Origin of the sequence: Alteromonas sp. KC3, assembly GCF_016756315.1 — a bacterium.
Taxonomy (GTDB): Bacteria; Pseudomonadota; Gammaproteobacteria; order Enterobacterales; family Alteromonadaceae; genus Alteromonas.
On the sequence record NZ_AP024235.1, the window covers coordinates 3240194 to 3260406 of the forward strand.

Sequence of the window (20213 nt, forward strand, 5' to 3'; positions counted from 1 at the left end):
ATTAAATATCAACGTGACGGTTTAGCGACTTTTCCCCAAACCGAGTTGCTCTTCTGACCATCTTTATCCTTTGCTACCGTTTTACTTTTGTCGTTGGTCTTATCGCTAGGTTTTCTATTTGCGCTACGTGTAGCGTCAGGACGGTACTTTTTCACCATACCTTGCAATAAGTTGCGGACAACCTGATCTCCAGCAGGTTTAAAATTTCTGTGATCGGGCTTTCTAAAGAATGCAGATAACTCGCCTTTACTGATACGAAAGTTAGCGTTTTTTAGCACAACAATCATATCGTCATCTTTGTAGCTCATAGCAATACGGATTTTCCTGAGAATGTCGTTATTGCTTAAGCGCTCACCGGCGTCTAAAACTTGCGGCGTACTGCCTTCCTGTTTTCCTCGGTTTTTTATGATCAAGCCATCTAAAAACAACGAGATAATTTTATCGCGACAAGGTAAGTAACCTTCCTCACCCTCTTTTTTCATAATGGCATGTAGGTAATCAATATCCATGTCGTAGTCGACAAGTTTGAATATACTGATGGCAGCAGTATCGTTAATTGCAAGTGCGTAACGCAAGCGACGTAAAACATCGTTGTGGATCATGTCTAGCCTATGAAATATAAAAATGAGGGGAAGTTGAGCCCTTAATTATATATCACATCGCCTCACTTCGATACGCCTACCGTATCGGTTGAATTTATACGCCAATCGTAGTCAATAAAGCGCACTTTGTAATGACTCGGTATCTCAGATTCTAGGTACCGATTAATATACTGAGGCAGGTCTCGCGACTTACCTGACTCAACAAAATCCTCTGTATAAAAGTCGAGTATTTCTGACACGTATGCGCGTTTGTGCTTACTGTCTAAATAGAAATGCTTCGGATTAGCAAAGAACGCGGTGGTTAACGATTCGAGCACGCTATCAAGGTTGTGCGCATAGAAAGGCTCTTGAGGCAGTCTGGGGCAATCTTTTACCATACAATTTAGCGCAAAATGTACTCTTGGCTCATCAAGCGGCCGAATAACGTCATTCTCGAAGTCGTACAGATTTGTTACTTCCCCTCCAATAACGACATCGCGAAGTTTAAAAAAGCTCGCTCTTGAAAAGAAGTTCGTGAAACCATCTGGGATCCCTCTTTCAATAACACCGTACATTGCAAGCACGTTGTACGTATTGATATAAAACGCCAATACGTCTTCTTTACTAGGAAAGAGTTGAGGAGTGGCACTTGGGCTGACAACTTCAATGACTGACACCACGTATTCAAGTGGCTCAATATCCTTCGCTAGGGCATGAAAATTTGTCCGCCCCTGTTCATCGACGTACGTTGCTAACACATAGCGCCAGTGCTTCATAGCGCGTTGATAACGCACTTCAAAGGGCTGTTCGCTATCATTTCCTGAATTTGCACTCGTCACTACCTGCGCGGCTTCGCTATAGCTTGCCGCGGGTACAAGATAAACAAAAAACAACGACAGGAGCAGTAGTAAAAATGGGTTACAGTGAAATAACCTTGGTTGTCGCGTTACGCTGGTCTTTGTCGGTATCATGATATCTTGTTCCCGGTTAGTTGATTTGAACTCGCTGCTCTTTCTTTTTGCTCGCCGTTTTGGTCGCCATTTTGCTCGTCGTTCTGCTCTCTATCAGAAAGATTGCGAATTGGAATAATGTTATCGCGTTGATAACGTTCGTTTTTGTAGCGCTCACTCAATGGCTCGTAACGTTTTACTTGCCCACGAGCATTGGTATAAGAAAGCGGCTTTAAAATGTAGTCGTCTCTGTTTGCATTATGCTGGCACATAGACACTGGGCCATCTGCGGTCATCACCATAAAAGAGCACGCATCAATTCGCTCTTGCACTAAGGCATTGGCATCCATGAAATTTTGAACAAAAAAAGACAACTTATGAATTCGCCCGCGACCTTTTACTAAGCTTGCGCGCATTTCAAAGAGTTTTTGGAATACGGCTTTGACAAGTTTCGCTATCCAACGTGGCTGCATAAGAAGCGCTTTTGCATAAGCCAATGCAATACGCCCTTTTCCATGCTGGCGGGTAATTTGAATATGCTTAAACGCTTCGATGAATTGAGCAAATAGATTCGCATCGTCAACAACAGAAAAAACCGAATTATTGGTCACTAACGTTGGCATATAGCTATGACAGTCACTATGCCCTATGCGCACTTTTTCCCATGGCAACGTTTTGTTTACCGCCTTTTCAATAGCGCCTTTCACCGTCATAGGGTCAACTACATCACTTCTTGCTCCCCACTCCCCCCGCCCGGTTTCGGCTTGAAGCTGAAATGACGCAAAGCTAACTACACTGGCGTTGCGAACAAAAAAATCCACCAGCATGGGCAGTTCATGAAAATTGCTGTTATGCACCGTTGTATTGAAGATCACCATAAGACCAAGCCCTTGCGCGCGGGCAATATACTCTTCTCTAATGGCGTTTAATGACTTCTCGCTACTATACCCTTCACGCTCTTGTGAGGTGTCAACGTGAAAAGCAACATCATTGAGGCCAACGTTGGCAAGCTGGGTAAGTAATGCTCTCGACGCCGCTATGCCGTTTGTAAATAGCGCGGTATGCAGTCCTAACTGAGTGGCATAGGCCACGATATCGACGAGTTCACTGTGCTTTCTTAGCGTGGGATCGCCCCCTGTAATTTGTACGCTAGTGCCGGCCCCATAGTGCAGCAATATACTATCTAATCGCTGATAAACCTCTTGAAGTGGAATATCACGAACTGCTTGCGAATGCTCAGACAAATAGCATAAGGTGCAATCTAGATTACATTTTTGCGTAATTTCTACGGCTACACACCCAATGGTATGAGTTCGTCCGAGAAGCTGATTCGGCGTGAAATGATCACCCATACGCTGTTTGGTATTGGCCAGCTGTTGCTGTCTTGTTCTCACTGGTGAACACGCCATAACTAAGCGCCTTTTGAAGCTACGTAATATCCAAAAAGACCTTTTGCTATGAAAAATACTTTCACAATATGGCGTTTTTTTGCAGTTGGGTTAATTGCATTGCCATTTATTTCATATAGCTCGAACAATGATGACAACGTCAACCAAGACTATTATAAGCACGTGAAGCAGGCCGTATTTTCAGACCCGTATCCATTTCTGCCGCAATACCAAGTGTCACGTAAACACTTCGACAATAATGGCGAAAATCTTCTACTCAAGCATGCCAAACGCACGTTATCCAGTACTGCTGATTTCGTTGAACTTGAAGGTAAACAAAAACTATTGCAAGCAAACGGCATTTGCTTTGCCGGCAATTGGCATATAAGTGAAAACTCGTCGTACACTGGTCTTTATTCAAAAGGCACTGATGTTCCGGTTATCGTGCGTGCATCAGTGAGCTTAAGTGGCACCAAGCAAGTTGATAAAAGAGCCTTTGGAATGGCAATTAAATTATTCCCAGAATTAAAGGGTGAAGACGCGACAAAACCTCTTACGTACAACCTCTTTGTTATGCATTCTCTAGGGGGCACCCAAACCCAACACGTACTTAGTTTGCCCATGACCAACGAACCAAGTCTTGGCGAGCTGCCACCTTTTAGTCAGTTGCTCACGGCGTATAGGGTAGAAAGTGATCTAGAAACAGCAGATAAACTGTTTAGCCAAGAAAAAGCTAATGCACGATTTCGACCTGTTTCTCATATTGCTCGTATCCCCCAAAGCGACCTTACTACTAATACACCTTTACCACTCAATGGGCCGCACTGGTTAAAGCTTGTTGCCAGCACAGATACAGCATTTGTCGATAAGTCAGATTTTCGCGACGAGTTGGCTTTAGCGCATTACTCCAACCATCGTATACAGTGGGATATTTACGCTGCCCCCAATAATGCGCAAGGCATTAAATCAGCAAAATGGCAATACTTAGGTGCAATGACAGTAAAAGAATCAGTCACCTCACTTACCTGTGATACACGACTGCACTTTGCACACCCTGTTATTCATTAAATATGGCAATGTATCAAACAGACGATATTTTATAGCACTTGACCGTTTTCTATTTTTACTCAAAAAGTCATTTGCCTTATAGTGCAGCACAAGCGCGCCCACAATAGCACCGCGCGCTTTAATCGCTTGAGGTAGTAATTACATGTCATCATCCCTTCGAAGAATCAGCCGAAACCTACATTTATGGTTTTCTCTGGTGATCTCTATTCCCGTTGTTATTGTTATTGGTAGCGGGTTACTACTGCAGGTAAAGAAGGAGTTTGACTGGCTTCAACCTCCTACTCAAAAAGTGCACAACGCTGCGCCATCCGTTAGTTTCGAAAGCGTGTTAAATGCAGTTCAACAGGTTCCCAGTGTTAACATAACAACATGGGATGACATTGACCGCCTTGATGTAAGACCCAGCAAAGGCATCATTAAGATACGGGGTAAGAACCACTGGGAAGTGCAGATAGATGCAACCACTGCCGACGTGCTTCATGTCGCCTACAGACGCACCGACACAATAGAAGCCATACATGATGGCAGCTGGTTTTTTGAAGGGGCGAAACTCTGGGTGTTTCTTCCGGTCGCCATTTTATTATTTGTATTATGGCTTTCCGGTTTAGTCATGCTATACACCACACTAAAGAGCAAATACAAAAAACGTTTATACCGTTCACAGTAAGAAAGTGGCACTCAATTGTATCGTTCGCCCCTGGGCATATGCCGCTTTGTCGTCGGCACTACTATAGAAAAGCTGATTGGTTAGGTTTTGAACGTCAGCATTAACTGTTATCCGTGGTGTAAGTTGCAATGCCGCGCCTATATCTAACGTAACCACGCGTTCGAGTTCACGCTCACCATCGCCAATCTCTCGCTTACTGGCTCGATAAATTACGGAACTAAACCACCGCCACTGCTTTGCATCGTAATGAAGGGTTAGACGATGATTGTGCGGGGGGATATCGGCAACTGTCGCGCCATGGTTGTCCTTGCCATGTGTGAAGGCCCCAGTCAGTTGAACGCCCCATTGGTCATTTAAGTCATTCCACTTAATTTGATAGTTTGCCCCTTTGATCACGGCACTATCGAGATTGGAATATTGCAAAATCTCGGTGTCATTCCCCGCATTATCGCGAACCGTTTTTCTCTCGATATAATTATCAACGTCCTGATAAAACAGTGCTAATGAACCACTAATCTGATCATCTGCATAAAATACTGTAGCCTGCGTATTGGTGGCGCTTTCGCTATCCAGCTGACTATCTCCAAGTACAGTACCACGCGGTGTTTCCCCGCTAAAAAAGCGCTCGGTCAGTGACGGATTTCTAAAGGCACTCGACAAGTAAATACTTGTTGTCCATCGTGACGACACTGCATAGCTTGTGCCTATAAACCCGCTGACATTAGCGTTAGTTACAGCCTTAGCATCAACAACATCGGCAATATCTGTTGACTGTCGCTGCCAGTCGACCCGACCGCCCGCAGCAACTGACACACTGTTAAATGAGCGACTGGCATCTAATACGCCTGCAACGGTAAGCTCGCTTGCATCCAAGGTTCGGATAGCATATTCCAGCGATGCCGATGGAAGCGAAAACTCACTCTCATCAGTAATTACGCCTTCTCGGCCATTTACTTGTAACTGCCAGTGCGTGAACCATTCACTTACCATTAGGCGTTTGCCTACACTCGCCCCAAAGTCCAGTGCTTCATTGTCACTTGTATTAATCCTTTTTTCAGGTCGTAGTGTGTTAGTTTCAAGTGTGTTGCGGTGCCACCACACACTTGCCTCTAGTCCATTTTCACTATCATCACTTTGACTTTTTATATTAAAACGAAGCTTCCCAAGCCAATGTGTATTACTTGGATAAACCGTTATCCGATCCGTAGGAAAATCGCTACTCGACTTTCCAATATCTCGATTGTGTGAATAAAGTGTCCATGCTTCCTCTACATCACTGTCTTGTGAACGATGACGAATAAAAAATGATGTTTGTTCAAACCCATCTAACAATTCTCGACTATTCGCATCTTCGCCATTGCCTGCATGCCGATAAGCAATATGCCAGTCGGTGTCATCAACAACGTCAGCATAGCTAATTTCACGCCTATTTTGGTTGTCGCTAACGCCTATTTGAATAGTTGGCTCAACAACACTATTAAAGTGCAAATTGACCGCTCCACCTATTGCTCCTGAACCAAGATAGGTAGAGGTTGCGCCGGGTACAACAGACACATTGTCAATTAATGATGGGGGAACAAAACCAATACTTGCGCCTGCACGGCGGTCGCTAACAACGGGAACACCATCGACAAGCGACTGAACGCGCCATCTTGAAAAGCCTCGAATATTGATGTTTTGTAATTGTCCACCCTGCCCGTTTAAGCTGACCGAGGGTGATTGCAATAAGATATCGTTAATGTGCAAAGGGCTGCCAATATCGCGCTGATTGTAGCGATATTGAGGAAAAATCCGCGCGAGCGTGTCGTCATAAAACGAACGTTCAGTAGTAACCGTGTATCTTTCAATGTTGGCTTCTGGTACTGCTAAAAGTTGAGCAGACACCAACACACTGCCCAGTGCAAAGGTGAGTTTAAACAATCTAAATTCTTACAATTAAAACGTATTTGCCTTCGCAAATAACGCAATGGAGTGAAAACAAAAAACGGCAGAACACTGTCTGCCGTTTTTTATCAAAGGCTTACTTACTTAGCAATAACAGTTAAACCTGTAGTCCAAGGACCTCCTTGGTCGACAACAGATTGTTGCAGTGCTGGTACCGCGCTTTCTTGAAGCGTTTTAATACGAGCCGTAACGTCTGCTAGACCGTCAGCCGCATAACCTAACTGATCTTTATGCTGCTGTGTTGGACCATACGATGACCAAAGCGCCGAACGTGCATAGCCTAAGCGACTCATCACATTTGCAGGTTTTGCCCCCTTGCGATCACGAGACTCAAGTCCAAACAGTACGTTATTCACATCGTGAATTTCGCGTTGTATAGACGCATACTTCGCTTCAAGTGCAGACACATCGCTCGGTGTACGGTCAATGGCAACACGTAGTAGCTCCATAGTGCCCTCAAGCTGTTTAAGCACAGCCGTTGACGACATTGCGCGTTTCTGTGCACTTTCTAACGACGCTTGGAATGTCTTAATGTCTTGAGCAGAAGGACCTTCTAAAGCACCTGGGTAAATCGACTCTAAAACAAACTCAACTGGCACTGCCAACTGCGTTATTTCAGCGCCCTCGCGCTTAAACAAGGCCGCGGTATAAGTACCAGGCATCGCCATAAAGCCACCATTTCGACCTTCTTTATCGGTAAGCGGTGTTGTGAGCGCATAGTCCATTTCCCACGTTACACGGTGAAGACCTTTCTTAGTGCTTCCTTCAACACGATTCACCACATCACCATTGGCATCACGAATCTCTAGATAAACCGCAGGCTTCGCTTCTTCAAGCTCGGCTTCTACTGTTTCCCAACTTGGATATTTAGGATACTTTTTGTCATCAAGCAGTTTTTTCTCAGCTTCCTGACGTTTATCCTTGGCGGTTAGCAAGCTATCTTTCAGATAGTAAGTCAGTGTTGCTCCGTGCTCCGGATTTTCAGCAACAAAGCGATCATCACCGTCAGAGTCAGTATGGTTAGTATCTAACTGGAACCACTTAACCGGGCGACTTGGTGCAAAGAGTAACGCATCTTGCTCCATCGATTGCTTGGTAAGCTGACGCAATGGTGCGTAGTCATCCAGAATATATATACCACGGCCAAATGTACCGGCAACTAAATCATTCTCACGACGTTGAATCTTTACATCACGAGTTGAAATCGTTGGCATGCCACCATCAAGTTCAACCCAATCTTTACCACCATCAACGGTAAAGAAGATGCCAAACTCAGTACCGATAAACATCAAGTCTTTGTTTACATGGTCTTGGACAATACGCCAAACAAGATGCTTCTCAGGTAAATCATCGGCAAGTGACGTCCACTTTTTACCTAAATTGGTCGACTTAATAAGATACGGTTTGTAATCGCCATACTTGTGATTATCCAAGGCGACGTAAACAGTGTTTGGATCAAACAGATCCGCTCGAATATCGTTGACATAAGCCGTGGCAGGAATACCGCGAATATCGTCTAGTTCAATCTTCTTCCAGTTTTTACCGCCATCAGTGGTCACTTGAATAATGCCGTCATCAGTACCTACCCACAGGATATTTTCATCTACTGGGCTCTCTGCAAAGTTAGCAATAGTGTGGAACTCACTCATTGCATACAAGTCCCATCCTGCTTCTACCGACCAGGTTCTGCCCATCATCGGCATGTGCATACGATTTTTATTCTGCGTTAGGTCTTTAGAGATAGGCGTCCAGCTGTCTCCGCGATCATCGCTTCGCCACACACGCTGAGAAGCAAAATAGATACGCTTCGGATCGTGTGCTGATACGTTAATTGGCGCATCCCAGTTAAAGCGTTCTGCCGGGTCCCCTGGTAGTGGTTGTGGCTTAATATACACACCATCTTTATTGGTTGTATCAATTCTAACCAGATTACCTTGTTGCCACTGCGAGTACATTATATCTGGGTTGCCTGGCTCCACCGCTGGCTGGTGTCCGTCTCCGCCTAAAGTTAAGAACCAATCTTTGTTCTTAATACCTTCTTCTCGGTTGGTACGAGATGGACCACCTTGTGTCGAGTTGTCTTGCGCGCCAGCATAAACGGTATAGAAGGGTTTGCTGTCGTCTGGCGCAACTTTATAAAATTGCGTTAATGGCAGGTTTGCCATAAATCGCCAGTTGGCCATTCTGTCGTGAGACATGTAGATACCACCATCAGATCCCATCAACACAAAATCAGGATCGGTTGGATGGAACGCCATGGCGTGATCGTCTACGTGTTTGCGTTTAGTATTAATTGGCGTCCATGTTTTGCCGCCGTCATCAGACACTTTACTGTAGTTGCTGACAATGTAAACGCGGTCAAATTGATGCTGATCAGCAAATATCTCCTGATAGTAGTGAGGACCCGTACCGCCCCCTACTTCGTCAGACATCTTACTCCAACTTGCGCCTTGATCTGATGAACGGTAGAAACCGCCTTTGCGATTGTCGGTTTCAATAGTGGCATATAGCACGTCAGGATTCATTGGTGATATTGCCATACCAATTTTACCCATGTTGCCACTTGGTAAGCCAGTTTTTAGCTCAGTCCATGTTTCACCACCATCATCTGATGTGTGAATACCTGCCCCTTCATTGGTACCTACGTAAGCAGCAATGGTGCGCTGACGCGCCCACGTGGCAGCATATAGCTTATCTGGATTACGAGGGTCAATAAGTAGCGACGTTACGCCAGTCCACTCATCGGCGCCTTTCAGAACCTGCTTCCACGTCTCACCACCATCAGTGGTTTTATAAAGACCGCGTTCGCCGCCTCCTGTCCAAAGTGGACCTTGCGCAGAAACCCATACAATATCGGGATTTGTTGGGTGGATAATAATATCAGAAATGTGTTCAGACTTTTTCAGCCCCATATTTTTCCATGTCTGGCCACCATCTGTAGACTTATAAACACCGTCGCCAAAGCTAATGTGACGACCACCATTGTTTTCGCCAGTACCAACCCAAACAATGTTTGAATTGCTTGGCGCTATCGTTACATCACCAATTGAATACACAGCCTGTTTGTCAAAAATTGGCTTCCATGTGGTGCCAGCGTTTGTGGTTTTCCACACGCCACCAGAACCTACAGCAGTATACCAAGTTGATGGGTTATTTTGGTCGACAGCAATGTCGGCAATACGACCAGACATGTATGCTGGGCCAATGTTTCTCAGTTCCATCGCTTCAAAAGTCGCGCTGTTGAAAACTGCTTCCTTGTCTGATTTATCTGCCATTACGGGCATAGAAAGTGCCATTGACACCGCTACTGCCGCTTTTAGGAGCTTGTTCATTATTATTATCCAGTGTGTTTCATGTTATGGGAATTCTATTTTGTAACTTTATAGCATTACTAATATTTTGGTTAACTTTCAATTAACCACACGACCAACCACCCAAAAATGTAGTTTAACGAATGTAAACTAATATGGATGTCTGCATACTCGGTCGTGCCCATTCACCAACAACACAAGTTAAAACGTCACGATGTCATCATTAATTAGATGCCCAACCACGTCACTGTCTTTTGCATCAACGAATGCATGATCAATGGCTTTAAAACGGGCGCTGGTTACTTTGCGATAATTAGGGTGCGTGTAAATGTAAGTTTGATTCGAACGCAATGCTTCTAATACTCGCTGTGCAAGCATTGTAGCTGGAATACCCGATTCGACGGCTCGTGTAGCAGCCTGTGCTCCCGCTTTTAGCTTATCCTTATCAATTCGCTTGTCAGAGGCTACAGCGTATTTCTGTTGACGATTGCGATAAGATTCGTGAATGCGCGTTTTAACGAAAGCTGGGCACAATACCGACACATGGATATTGTGCGGCTGTAGTTCCGCAACCCAGCTTTCAGACATCGATACCACTGCCGCTTTTGAAGCGCAGTAAGCGCCTGCGTATGGCATCCCCATCATACCTGCCATAGAGGCAACATTAAGCACCCAGCCGCCTTCGCCATGCTCTTTAATAGCGGGTACGCATGCTTGCGCGCCATAAAGCACACCCATTACGTTTACGTCCATTACCCAGCGCCATGTTTCGTGCTCTGAGTCTTCTATTTTTCCCGGCGTTCCTCCCACACCTGCATTGTTAACTACCATGTGCACCTTACCGAACTGTGCTTTGGCACTTGTCACAATATCCTGCCACTGCGCATAGTCTGTGACATCAAGTGCACAAGTTAAAATATTGAAGCCCTTGGCACGCAGTTCATCGGCAGATATTTGTAACGCTTGCGTATCAATATCGCCCATTACAATATTCATCCCCTGTTCGGCAAAGGCTTCTGCCAATGCCAAGCCTATCCCACCTGCTGCTCCAGAGATGATCGCTGTCTTTCCGGCAAACTCATTAGACATTATGTACTCCTGTTGTATTTCTGCTTCTTTGGCTTTGAAATGGTGTTATTGCTGCAATTCACTGCGCGAAAGGTTACGAGCGCAGCAAGGCACAAGTCATTAGCACTAAGAGTAGGCGGGCTTTTTGAAACGGAATACTTTATTTGACGAATTTGACAGACTTCATGAAATTGATGGAATAAAGCGCGATGTGTGAAGCTATTACAGACACTTTAGTGCGCTTTTGGCGTAGCGAGTAACCCATATGTTCACGGGCTTCGTAAGAGTAAACAGTTATTTAAAGGATGCGATTTTGTGAACAAGGACAATTTCAAAAGTGCCAAATCATTATTTGATCTCTCTATAAGCAGTTGGTGGCGTATCGCCAAGCGAGTATTTGGCAATATACAAGACCACAATGTTCCACTTATTGCTGCGGGCACCGCTTTCTATTTTCTACTTGCTATATTTCCATTATTGGCCGCCACAATTTCGCTCTATGGTTTGGTGGTGTCGCAACAAGAATTACAAGAGCACATGGTGCTTTTAGTTGACCTAGTGCCTTCAAAAAGCCGCTACATTATTGAAGAACAGTTAACTTCCCTTACACAAAAATCAAGCGCGACACTGGGTTGGGGCTTTGTTTTTACACTGCTGTTATCACTGTGGAGCAGTAGCAAAGGAGGCAACGCCTTAATCAAAGCATGCAACATCACTTATATTGAGCCTGAAGGAAGAAGCTTTTTTCACGGACTAATTGCACGCGTTGTTTGTACGCTTGGCATGATATGTATGCTGCTTATTGCACTTTTTAGTGTATCGCTTTTACCTGAACTTATCAGTGCGCTAACCCATTACAGCCTCGATAAAGAAGACGCGAGATGGATAACTTGGCCATTGCTATTGCTGCTATTCAATCTGAGCTTGTCACTTTTATACCGCTACGCCCCCCATCGACGACCTGCCCGCTGGCGCTGGATAACGCCAGGCTCGTGTGTGGCCACGTTGCTATGGGTGCTAGCATCAAGTGCATTTTCTTTCTACCTTAATGAATTTGCCTCGTATGACAAAACCTATGGTTCGGTAGGCGGGCTCATTATTCTGCTGATGTGGTTGTATTTAAGTGCCTATATCGTGTTGATAGGTGCCGAGCTAAATGCGGCTATGGAGCTTCAAACTACTGCAGATAGTACAGTCGGCGAAGACAAACCGATGGGCGAACGCAACGCAGTGGTTGCCGATAACACACCTGATGACCTGCGTTAACTATTTTGGGGAGTGAGCCAGGTTTCAAAGTCTGCCTTCGATAGTGGCTTGCTAAAATAGTAACCCTGAAATAGTTTGCAACCGTAAGACGCCATAAGTTCAACTTGCTCTAAGGTCTCTGTTCCCTCAGCAACATTGGTAAGTTCCATAGTTTTGCTAATTGCTATTATCGATTTCACCAATTCGCGGTTGCGCTCATCGTGGAGACCGTCTACAAATGATTTGTCGATTTTAAGCACGTCTAAAGGCAATTCGCTTAAGTACGAAAGTGACGAATAGCCAGTGCCAAAATCATCTAATGCGACAGTAATACCAAAACTTCTAAGAGCATTTAATGTTGAAATGGCCTTCTTGCGCTCGGTAAGCAAGCCAGACTCTGTAAGCTCTAACTCAATTAAATGAGGAGGAAGTGAATGCGCTTCAATCGAGGTCATCAGATGTTGAATAAATTCTGAGTCTTCAAACTGTGAAGCCGTGGCATTAATTGCAATGGGAACTAACTTGAGCCCGTTGCTCTGCCACTTTGTTATGTCATCTAAAACACGCGCTAATACCCACTGCCCTAATAGGTGAATAACCCCCGTTTCTTCGGCTATTGGTATAAAGTCAGCAGGCGATACAAAACCACGTTTGTGACTGAACCAACGTACCAGTGCTTCAGCACCAACAATAGCGCCATCTCTATCAACCTTTGGCTGATAGTAAACGTCTAAACCGTCTTCGTTGTGCAATGCCGCGACAAGATCGGCTTCAACTTCGCGAGTGAACTCAAGGTTTGAAAGAAATGAAGGATCGAAGAAAGCAAATCGCCCACGTCCGTGCTCCTTCGCCTTCATCAAGGCTTGTTCTGCAGCGCCTATAACGTCAAAGCTTACATCGGTCTGCGAAGGGAAAATGACCGCTCCCATTGTGCAATTGATATTAATTTTACGATTACCTATTGCACACGTTTTGTTGACTATGGCTTGAATGGCGGTCCAATGAACATTAGTTAAACTGGTGATATCAGCGTGAACATCAGGGATCACCACCCCAAACTCATCCCCCCCGCAGCGTGAAATAAACACGCCTTCATTGGCGTAACTCTGTAACCGTTCGCCAACAATTTTAAGCACGCGATCGCCCACATCATAACCGTATTTCCGATTCACCTCGCCAAAGTGATCGACATCAAAAAGCATGAGTAATGCTTGGTTTTTGTGTAGGTGTTGCTCAGCTCGAATAGTGTTAATGAATCGCAGAAGTTTAATCCGATTTGGCAAGCGCGTGAGGTAATCCACATAGGCTGTTGCCCTTAATTCATCTTGGAGTACTTGCCGTCTAAGTTCTGCACTTATCCGGGTTGCAAAAACGTCGGTAACCGTTTTAATGGTGCTTTCATTTTTCAGTACGTTTTTATAGAGCAGCACCAGCACACCTACATTGCTTTGATTATTGCCAACAATGGGGTAACCAATATAAGCCTCTATTCCCTCTTCGCGAAGCATCGCATCATCAGGATAATCATCGGCAACATGTGCTTTATGAATACAAGACTGGATGGTGAGCACATTTTCACACGGTGTCCCTTTTCGTTCGTACACAAAGTTGTCTATGCGCTTGCCGTCTTTGAACACTACTTTGGTTGCGATATTTTGTTTATCGTGAGGCTCTACCAGACCGAATAACACATAGTCTGCACGAGAAAAACGCGCCAACAACTCTACACTTTCTTCATAAAAGGCATGCTGACCATCTTCATTAGAAATCTGTGCAAGCTCTGAAAACACGTGCTGTTGCGCGCTTTTTTCTTCAACTTCTTTCATCAATTCATCTGACTTTTCTTTAAAGCCGCGGCTTATCATGCCCAAAACCAATAAAGACAGTACCGTGGAAGGTACGCCTCCCACGTATACCCAATTTAACGTTTGTTGGTCTATGTGAAATCCGATAACGCTCGAAGCAAATTGCAGCGCGATAGTCAAAACTAAAGCCCCAAAGAGATAGGTTTGGTTTTGCTTATAAAAACGAATGACGCAGTACATCATAAAAAGCGACGACAACCCGTAGCTTAAATGAATGAGCTTAAAGTACGCCCCTCCCGCGCCTTTTAACAGTGTTGCGGTGTCACCAAAAACGGTCTGGTAATACACAAGCTGTACATTATCTCCATAGCGAATGGAGTAGTCAGAAAACAAATTGATAAGCAATATAGGCAATGACAGTACACAAAATGCGTAAAAGAGCGCATTGATGTACTTAAAATGCGTCCAGAGCCCGAGCACGAGAATAAGTAATGGATGACCTATAATGATGCACGCTAAGTGAAATTTGCTGATAAGGATAGCGTCTTCTGCATTGGTAGCAGTGTGCAGTGACAGGGAAAACCAATGGAAGAAAAACAGGATTACATTAAGAATGGCCAGTGCAACAAAATAGGGCCTCTGCTTGTCGATACCAGACAGCAAAATGCTAATAGCACACACGGCGTTAGCGGTCATCAACATGCTGTAAAATGCTGTCATCGAAGTTTTCCCTTTCGCAGACGTATTAGCCCTTTGGGGTCTCTCATGGCCTTGCTTTTAAGGTAGCGTTTAAATAAGCATAGACAGTTTTTTAAAAAGCGTGATAAATAGCAGAAAGCGAATTAAAAAAGCCGAGTAAACACTCGGCTTTTTAGTGTGTTTTGTTAAGGATTACGCTTGCAATCAAACCAAGCGCTTACCCTTAAGGTTTAGGCTCAACTTCTGGGAAGTAAGAAACTTTGTCGCTGCCTTTCCGACTGACCATTAAACGCTTTTTATTATTAGACACATCTAGACTTAACAGATTAGCATAGCCGTCTGTGGCGAATTTTCCTTCACCAACGTGCACTAATACGCCACTAGTATCTGCTGACCAAAGCTTTAGCCCACCTTCATACACCAATTGATTTGCTTGCTGCTTTACCGTTAAGGTTTGTCCAAAGCCCAAATTATAAGTACCTTCTATCGCTTTAAGCGTGCTCTGGTCAGCCTGTTGCGAAGCATTAGCAATTGATGTATTCCAACCCAATTGCGCCATGATATCGGCAGACAATATTTCAATAACAGGAATACGCGCGGGGTTACCGCCGTTGCCGAATATTGCAATACCTCGGCCGCCATCCATTGTGCCCATTATGTGACCGCCAGTACCCGTGTTAGAGCCACCATGTGAAAACCAGTCTTGATTAGCTTTTGCTTCGGTTCGCATCCAGCCAAGTCCCCACCCGCCGGCAACGTCTAACGTTTCTATGTGGGTGGTGGTTCTTGCTACGTCGTCTGAAATAACCTGAGTTTGTTTTCCCGCTAGCGCGTTTTGCATTTCAATTAAAAGCTTGGCCATATCGGTTGGCGTACTCCACATACCTGATGGCGCGATTTGTGGGCAAATCGGTAGGCCTGCACCAATAACGGTTAGGTCATCATTATGTACACTTGCCACGTTTGATAAGAACGCATCGTGATTGGGTTGATACATAGTGGTACGCGACATATTAAGTGGCTCAAATAACATGGTTTGGGCCAGTTCTGGCAATGACATGCCGGTAAGATCCTCTAGCGCAATTTGCACTATCACATAGCCTCCACCACTGTACGCCCAACTAGTGCCTGGTTCGAACATCAAACTGATGGGTTTGTCGTAGCGCGGCACTTTCACACCGTTTAGACTATCAATAGCAGTAGGTACATCGTCGCCTTCATAATAGTCAACAAATCCGCCTTGCGTTGTACCTGCGGTATGACTTAGTAAGCGGCGAAATGTTATCGCGTCTGGATTAGGGAAATCGGCTGGGTTAAGCTTCCAGCGCTTTAAGTATTTTGACACTGAATCGTCGAGAGATAACTTGCCCTGCTCTTCTAACATGGCGACTAACAGCGCGGTTACCGGTTTTGAAATAGACGCGGTTGAAAACGCCGTTTCATCATCAATCTTTTGACCCGAACCAAAACGCTTTTCACCACTTGAAGCCGTAAGCACAACTTCATAGTTATCGATAACAGCAAGACTCACTCCTGAAAGTTTATGATCTTTCAACAACGTGTCGAGTTCCGCTTGCGTAATGCTAATTTGTGCTTGCGAGGTCGGTTTTGTTTCTGCCGCCAGTGCGCTGCTATAGGGTGAACCGCTAAGTACCGCTAGTGCAAATAAAGTAGCGCCAGAAAGTAGGGTTTTCATGGGTGTCATATCATTCTCTCCTCATAAAGATGTACACACTTTAATCAGAAAGAACCCGTTTTATATCGACAAAAACCTGAACGGCATCTACACAACCTGAACAGCATTGAGAAAGGTTCAATGCCACAACAAAACTGTGTAAGGTAATACCTCTTAACAACAAGTAGGTAGTTCCGTCTGTGCGAATTGTAAATTGGTTTTATTTGATGCTGATGGCCGCGATTATTTGGGGTCTAGTTCTTATGCACAAGCCACCGTTACAGACGTTAGTTATGCCTACATCTTTTGCGCTATTACACTCCTCGCAAACTTCACTTCCACCACAAGAGGCAAATTGGCAAGACCAAGATATAACCAGTTTGACGCTACCTGATGAAGCGATTTGGCTTAAGTTCACATTGCCACTCAATGAGGATACACCGCTACCCAATGGGGCAGTTCTAACTAACAGCAACAAGGTTAAAACAGCGAAAGGGCTCTTTATTTCAGTGCTTGGCGCGTACTCGGTCTATTTCAATGGTGAATTTATTGGCAACAATGGCATACCTGCCGTAGCAGATGCCCCCGAGGTCCCCGGAAATATCGATAGCGTATTTTTGCTTCCACCTCATCTGATAATGCAGGGGTCAAATACTGTAATGCTTAGATTTAGTAGCCAGTTTAGGCCAGACAGTCTTACCCACAGTGGCGTTTGGGTATTTGCAGATGCCTATAGCAATTTGATAAACATAAATGAGGAACGTACCCGACTGCCAATTATGATGCTAAGTGCCTTGTTGTTGGTCGCGCTTTACTCGTTTGTTGTTTATTTCTCATCACTTAATAACGCTACTTATTTATGGTTTGGAAGCTTAAGTTTCACGCTTATTTTATTAATTGTCGCTGAGTCGTGGCGAGGTTTGTTCGGATACCCCTACCCATGGCACGTAGTGAGAATGGAAGTGGTCTTATGGTTAACCTTGGCCATCAGCGTATTATTGCCGATGTTCTTTGTTGCCTTTTTCCGCTACACAAAACGGGTTGCAACCTACTCGCTGTGCGCACTTGCGTTGCTCTACACCTTGATAATGCTATTTGTAGATGGCTATGACTATCGAAGTTTTGTGTTGTTTGGTACAGGGCTTGTTTGCAGTATTGCCGTTTGTATAGTTAGCTTAATTGCGCGTAAACAGCACGCCTGGCTAATGACTACGGGGTTAATGGTGTTTATTTCCCCTGTAGTATTAAGCCGCTTTTCTTTTATGGACCAATACTTTTTCGTATCGTTTATCGGTTTAGCATTGCTTATGCTTATGGTGCTAAATCAAACGCAAAGTGAGCGTCAAAGAGCGTTCGCTCAGTCCAAACTCACTACCCAACGATTAGAGCTTGAGCTGGTTAAAAAGCAGCTACAACCCCACTTCATTCTTAATACGCTTACGGCAATAGAAGAATGGGTAGATACGTCTCCCCATGATGCTGTCGCTTTTATTCAAGCATTGGCGCAAGAATTTCGTCAAATGGCGCAGCTTAGCAATCAGTCCCTCGTTACTTTTGAACAAGAAATCGCGCTTTGCGAAAGTCATTTAAAAATAATGGGCTATCGCTTTGATGCCAAATTTGAGTTGATAAAACGTAATATTAATCTTCAGCAACGTCTTCCCCCAGGGATCTTACTAACCCTTATCGAGAATGCCTTTAGCCACAACCGCTACGATTCCCAAGCTTACTCATTCTATTTAGAGGGGAATACCGATAGAGAAAACGCGAAAGTGACGAGCATCATCTTCAAGTCGATGCGTAGCGCGGGCGCTAACTCAATTGATTTGAGCGAGTCAGACAATAATATCAATGGATTACATACAGGTGTAGGCAACAAGTATGTAAAAGCGAGACTACAAGAAGCGTATGGCGATTTGTGGTCATTTGAAGAGCATCAAGAGGCTGACTTTTGGGTAGTGACTCTCACCTTTCCCGCTTTTGAAAAAGCTAACAAACATGAGGACTCGAAGTGAATATCGTATTGGTAGAAGACGAGCCAATGGTAGCCAAAAGGCTTCGGCGGTTTATTACTGAAAGTACTCAGGGGAAAGCGGCGATTAAACACTTTAGTAATTTGGAAGACGCTCAGGACAGTCTTGTCAGTCAGCCTGTTGATGTAATGTTTCTTGATCTTAATTTACATGGCAAAGATGGATTCTTACTACTCCACGAGCAACTCGTTCAGCCTTTCCATACTATTGTAGTGTCAGCCAACACTGACCGTGCGTTAGAAGCGTTTGAATTAGGTGTACTTGATTTCGTCGGTAAGCCTTTTACGCAAGAGCGAATAGATAAAGCGCTACAACGCTTTGCCGATGCTAATGTAAAAGGTCAATGCAAAACCCTGTCATACAAAAAACAAGACATGGTACATTTTCTTGAAATCGATAACATTCAATTTGTACAAGCAGCTGGGCACTACAGTGAAATAACCACGAAAGATAATCATGTTATTTTGCACGACAAGCACCTTGATAAATTAATGCAGGTTTTACCCGACACCTTTATTCGAGTGCATCGCTCTTATGCTATTTCGCTCAACGAATTAGAAAGCATTTCTCAAAAGTCCGGAGCAAAGTATATTGCTCACTTAAAATCAGGAGCCAGCGTTCCCGTTGGCAGAACGAAATTCAGCGAATTAATGGAACGACTCGAAGCGCCCAGTTAACACTAAGCCTGCTATTAAAAACTCGCTCACCCTTAATGTGTATTTGCTTACATTTAAAGAGTTTAGTTACACACAAAAATGTGATGTGCTAGGTTATCAATGCTTAGCACCCTTTTACATCACTAGTCGAGTATCCCAATCATGACGTTAACATTTGTAGGCAAACCGCAGCACTGGTTAAAAAACACATTTTATTGCTTAGTCGCTTTGTCGTTAATTTCGTGTTCTGAGCGTCAAGCGACAGCCCATGAAAGCTCCACTAGTGAGAATACCCATCATAGTTTGAGTGCTGATATTATCGAAAAATCGTTTACGATCCCCGGCCTAGCTCGAGATAGGAAGGTACGCATTTACTTGCCACCTGTCTATAACCAGACTGAACAAGAACAAACGCACTTCCCCGTTATTTACATGCATGACGGGCAAAACCTTTTTGACGAGAAAACTTCCTATGCAGGTGAGTGGCAAGTTGATGAAACCTTAAACAAACTTTCAGCGTCTTATGGCCTCAATATCATTGTTGTAGGTATCGATAACGGTAGCGAGCATAGAATGAATGAGCTTTCACCCTGGCCTCATGACGACTTTGGCATTGCAGAAGGAGAAGCGTACCTCGCTTTTATCACTGACGTAGTGAAACCATACATCGACCAGCAATATCGTACATTAGACGATGCCGAAAATACGGCCATGATTGGCAGTTCAATGGGTGGTCTTATGACTCACTATGCCATCATCAAGCACCCCGACGCATTTGGCAAAGCGGGTATTTTTTCACCCTCCTATTGGTTTAGCGAAGAGGTTTTTCGCTTTACTGAACGTACCGACATTCCACAAAATAGCCGCTTCTATATTTCTGTCGGTGGCAAAGAGGGAGAGTCTATGGTGCCCTATGCTATTCGCATGACTGAAGCGCTTGAAGATAAGCAAGTCAGCCAGCAAAACCTCTTTTCACATGTTGTAGAAGACGGTGAGCACAACGAAGCCTTATGGGTGGGCGAGTTTGAAAACGCGGTGCTTTGGTTGTTTAAACAGTAAAAAGTCAGACACGCTCTAACCCGATAAGCACAAAAAAAGTATGTACGCTTTGCATACTTTATTG

14 protein-coding genes are annotated in these 20213 nt (G+C 44.4%); 6 read left to right on the plus strand and 8 right to left on the minus strand.

Annotated features, from left to right (window positions below; all coding sequences use genetic code 11):
- Window positions 1–8 precede the first annotated feature (8 nt).
- The 3 genes from JN178_RS14435 to JN178_RS14445 form a co-directional block, all read right to left on the minus strand.
- Complete coding sequence (locus JN178_RS14435) at window positions 9–602, minus strand: DUF1456 family protein (RefSeq protein WP_202262151.1); 594 nt, start codon at window positions 600–602, stop codon at window positions 9–11.
- A gap of 62 nt (window positions 603–664) precedes the next feature.
- Window positions 665–1552: a DUF547 domain-containing protein gene (locus tag JN178_RS14440; protein ID WP_202262152.1), complete on the minus strand. Its 888-nt coding sequence runs from the start codon at window positions 1550–1552 to the stop codon at window positions 665–667.
- The gene (locus JN178_RS14445) at window positions 1549–2940 is read right to left on the minus strand and encodes a radical SAM protein (protein WP_202262153.1); all 1392 of its coding nucleotides are present in this window, start codon (window positions 2938–2940) and stop codon (window positions 1549–1551) included. The genes JN178_RS14440 and JN178_RS14445 overlap by 4 nt, the downstream gene beginning before the upstream one ends.
- 48 nt (window positions 2941–2988) lie before the next feature.
- Here JN178_RS14445 and JN178_RS14450 point away from each other — a divergent pair, with 48 nt between their 5' ends.
- Complete coding sequence (locus JN178_RS14450) at window positions 2989–3987, plus strand: hypothetical protein (RefSeq protein ID WP_202262154.1); 999 nt, start codon at window positions 2989–2991, stop codon at window positions 3985–3987.
- A 142-nt stretch (window positions 3988–4129) separates the two neighbouring features.
- Window positions 4130–4654, plus strand: a complete 525-nt coding sequence (locus JN178_RS14455) for a PepSY domain-containing protein (RefSeq protein WP_202262155.1) — start codon at window positions 4130–4132, stop codon at window positions 4652–4654.
- On the opposite strand, the gene JN178_RS14460 is transcribed toward JN178_RS14455, so the two are convergent.
- From JN178_RS14460 to JN178_RS14470, 3 genes are all read right to left on the minus strand, one after another.
- Window positions 4646–6574 (minus strand): TonB-dependent receptor domain-containing protein, encoded by a 1929-nt coding sequence (locus tag JN178_RS14460; protein ID WP_202262156.1) that lies wholly within the window; start codon window positions 6572–6574, stop codon window positions 4646–4648. The genes JN178_RS14455 and JN178_RS14460 overlap by 9 nt on opposite strands.
- A 104-nt stretch (window positions 6575–6678) precedes the next feature.
- Complete coding sequence (locus JN178_RS14465) at window positions 6679–9930, minus strand: VPS10 domain-containing protein (protein WP_202262157.1); 3252 nt, start codon at window positions 9928–9930, stop codon at window positions 6679–6681.
- A 180-nt stretch (window positions 9931–10110) separates the two neighbouring features.
- Entirely contained in the window at window positions 10111–10998 is an 888-nt protein-coding gene (locus JN178_RS14470) for an SDR family NAD(P)-dependent oxidoreductase (protein WP_202262158.1), read from the minus strand.
- A 294-nt stretch (window positions 10999–11292) separates the two neighbouring features.
- On the opposite strand from JN178_RS14470, the gene JN178_RS14475 reads away from it, so the two are divergent.
- Window positions 11293–12243, plus strand: a complete 951-nt coding sequence (locus JN178_RS14475; protein WP_202262159.1) for a YihY/virulence factor BrkB family protein — start codon at window positions 11293–11295, stop codon at window positions 12241–12243.
- Here the strand turns inward: JN178_RS14475 and JN178_RS14480 are convergent.
- Both JN178_RS14480 and JN178_RS14485 read right to left on the minus strand, forming a co-directional pair.
- Window positions 12240–14747 (minus strand): sensor domain-containing phosphodiesterase, encoded by a 2508-nt coding sequence (locus JN178_RS14480; RefSeq protein ID WP_202262160.1) that lies wholly within the window; start codon window positions 14745–14747, stop codon window positions 12240–12242. The genes JN178_RS14475 and JN178_RS14480 overlap by 4 nt on opposite strands.
- Window positions 14748–14949: 202 nt before the next feature.
- Window positions 14950–16431, minus strand: coding sequence for a serine hydrolase domain-containing protein (locus JN178_RS14485; protein ID WP_232369575.1), 1482 nt, complete (start codon window positions 16429–16431; stop codon window positions 14950–14952).
- Window positions 16432–16694: 263 nt separating this feature from the next.
- On the opposite strand from JN178_RS14485, the gene JN178_RS14490 reads away from it, so the two are divergent.
- From JN178_RS14490 to JN178_RS14500, 3 genes are all read left to right on the plus strand, one after another.
- Complete coding sequence (locus tag JN178_RS14490; protein ID WP_232369576.1) at window positions 16695–18416, plus strand: sensor histidine kinase; 1722 nt, start codon at window positions 16695–16697, stop codon at window positions 18414–18416.
- Entirely contained in the window at window positions 18413–19111 is a 699-nt protein-coding gene (locus JN178_RS14495) for a LytR/AlgR family response regulator transcription factor (protein ID WP_202262161.1), read from the plus strand. Before JN178_RS14490 ends, JN178_RS14495 begins: the two co-directional genes overlap by 4 nt.
- Window positions 19112–19252: 141 nt before the next feature.
- Window positions 19253–20149, plus strand: a complete 897-nt coding sequence (locus JN178_RS14500; RefSeq protein WP_202262162.1) for an alpha/beta hydrolase — start codon at window positions 19253–19255, stop codon at window positions 20147–20149.
- Window positions 20150–20213 lie beyond the last annotated feature (64 nt).

Bases quoted from the DNA above. Each gene is read 5' to 3' on its own strand.
- JN178_RS14450 (WP_202262154.1), top strand. From the start codon at position 2,989: ATGAAAAATACTTTCACAATATGGCGTTTTTTTGCAGTTGGGTTAATT.
- JN178_RS14465 (WP_202262157.1), bottom strand. From the start codon at position 9,930: ATGAACAAGCTCCTAAAAGCGGCAGTAGCGGTGTCAATGGCACTTTCT.
- JN178_RS14490 (WP_232369576.1), top strand. From the start codon at position 16,695: ATGCCTACATCTTTTGCGCTATTACACTCCTCGCAAACTTCACTTCCA.
- JN178_RS14470 (WP_202262158.1), bottom strand. From the start codon at position 10,998: ATGTCTAATGAGTTTGCCGGAAAGACAGCGATCATCTCTGGAGCAGCA.
- JN178_RS14480 (WP_202262160.1), bottom strand. From the start codon at position 14,747: ATGACAGCATTTTACAGCATGTTGATGACCGCTAACGCCGTGTGTGCT.
- JN178_RS14435 (WP_202262151.1), bottom strand. From the start codon at position 602: ATGATCCACAACGATGTTTTACGTCGCTTGCGTTACGCACTTGCAATT.
- JN178_RS14455 (WP_202262155.1), top strand. From the start codon at position 4,130: ATGTCATCATCCCTTCGAAGAATCAGCCGAAACCTACATTTATGGTTT.
- JN178_RS14440 (WP_202262152.1), bottom strand. From the start codon at position 1,552: ATGATACCGACAAAGACCAGCGTAACGCGACAACCAAGGTTATTTCAC.
- JN178_RS14445 (WP_202262153.1), bottom strand. From the start codon at position 2,940: ATGGCGTGTTCACCAGTGAGAACAAGACAGCAACAGCTGGCCAATACC.
- JN178_RS14485 (WP_232369575.1), bottom strand. From the start codon at position 16,431: ATGACACCCATGAAAACCCTACTTTCTGGCGCTACTTTATTTGCACTA.
- JN178_RS14500 (WP_202262162.1), top strand. From the start codon at position 19,253: ATGACGTTAACATTTGTAGGCAAACCGCAGCACTGGTTAAAAAACACA.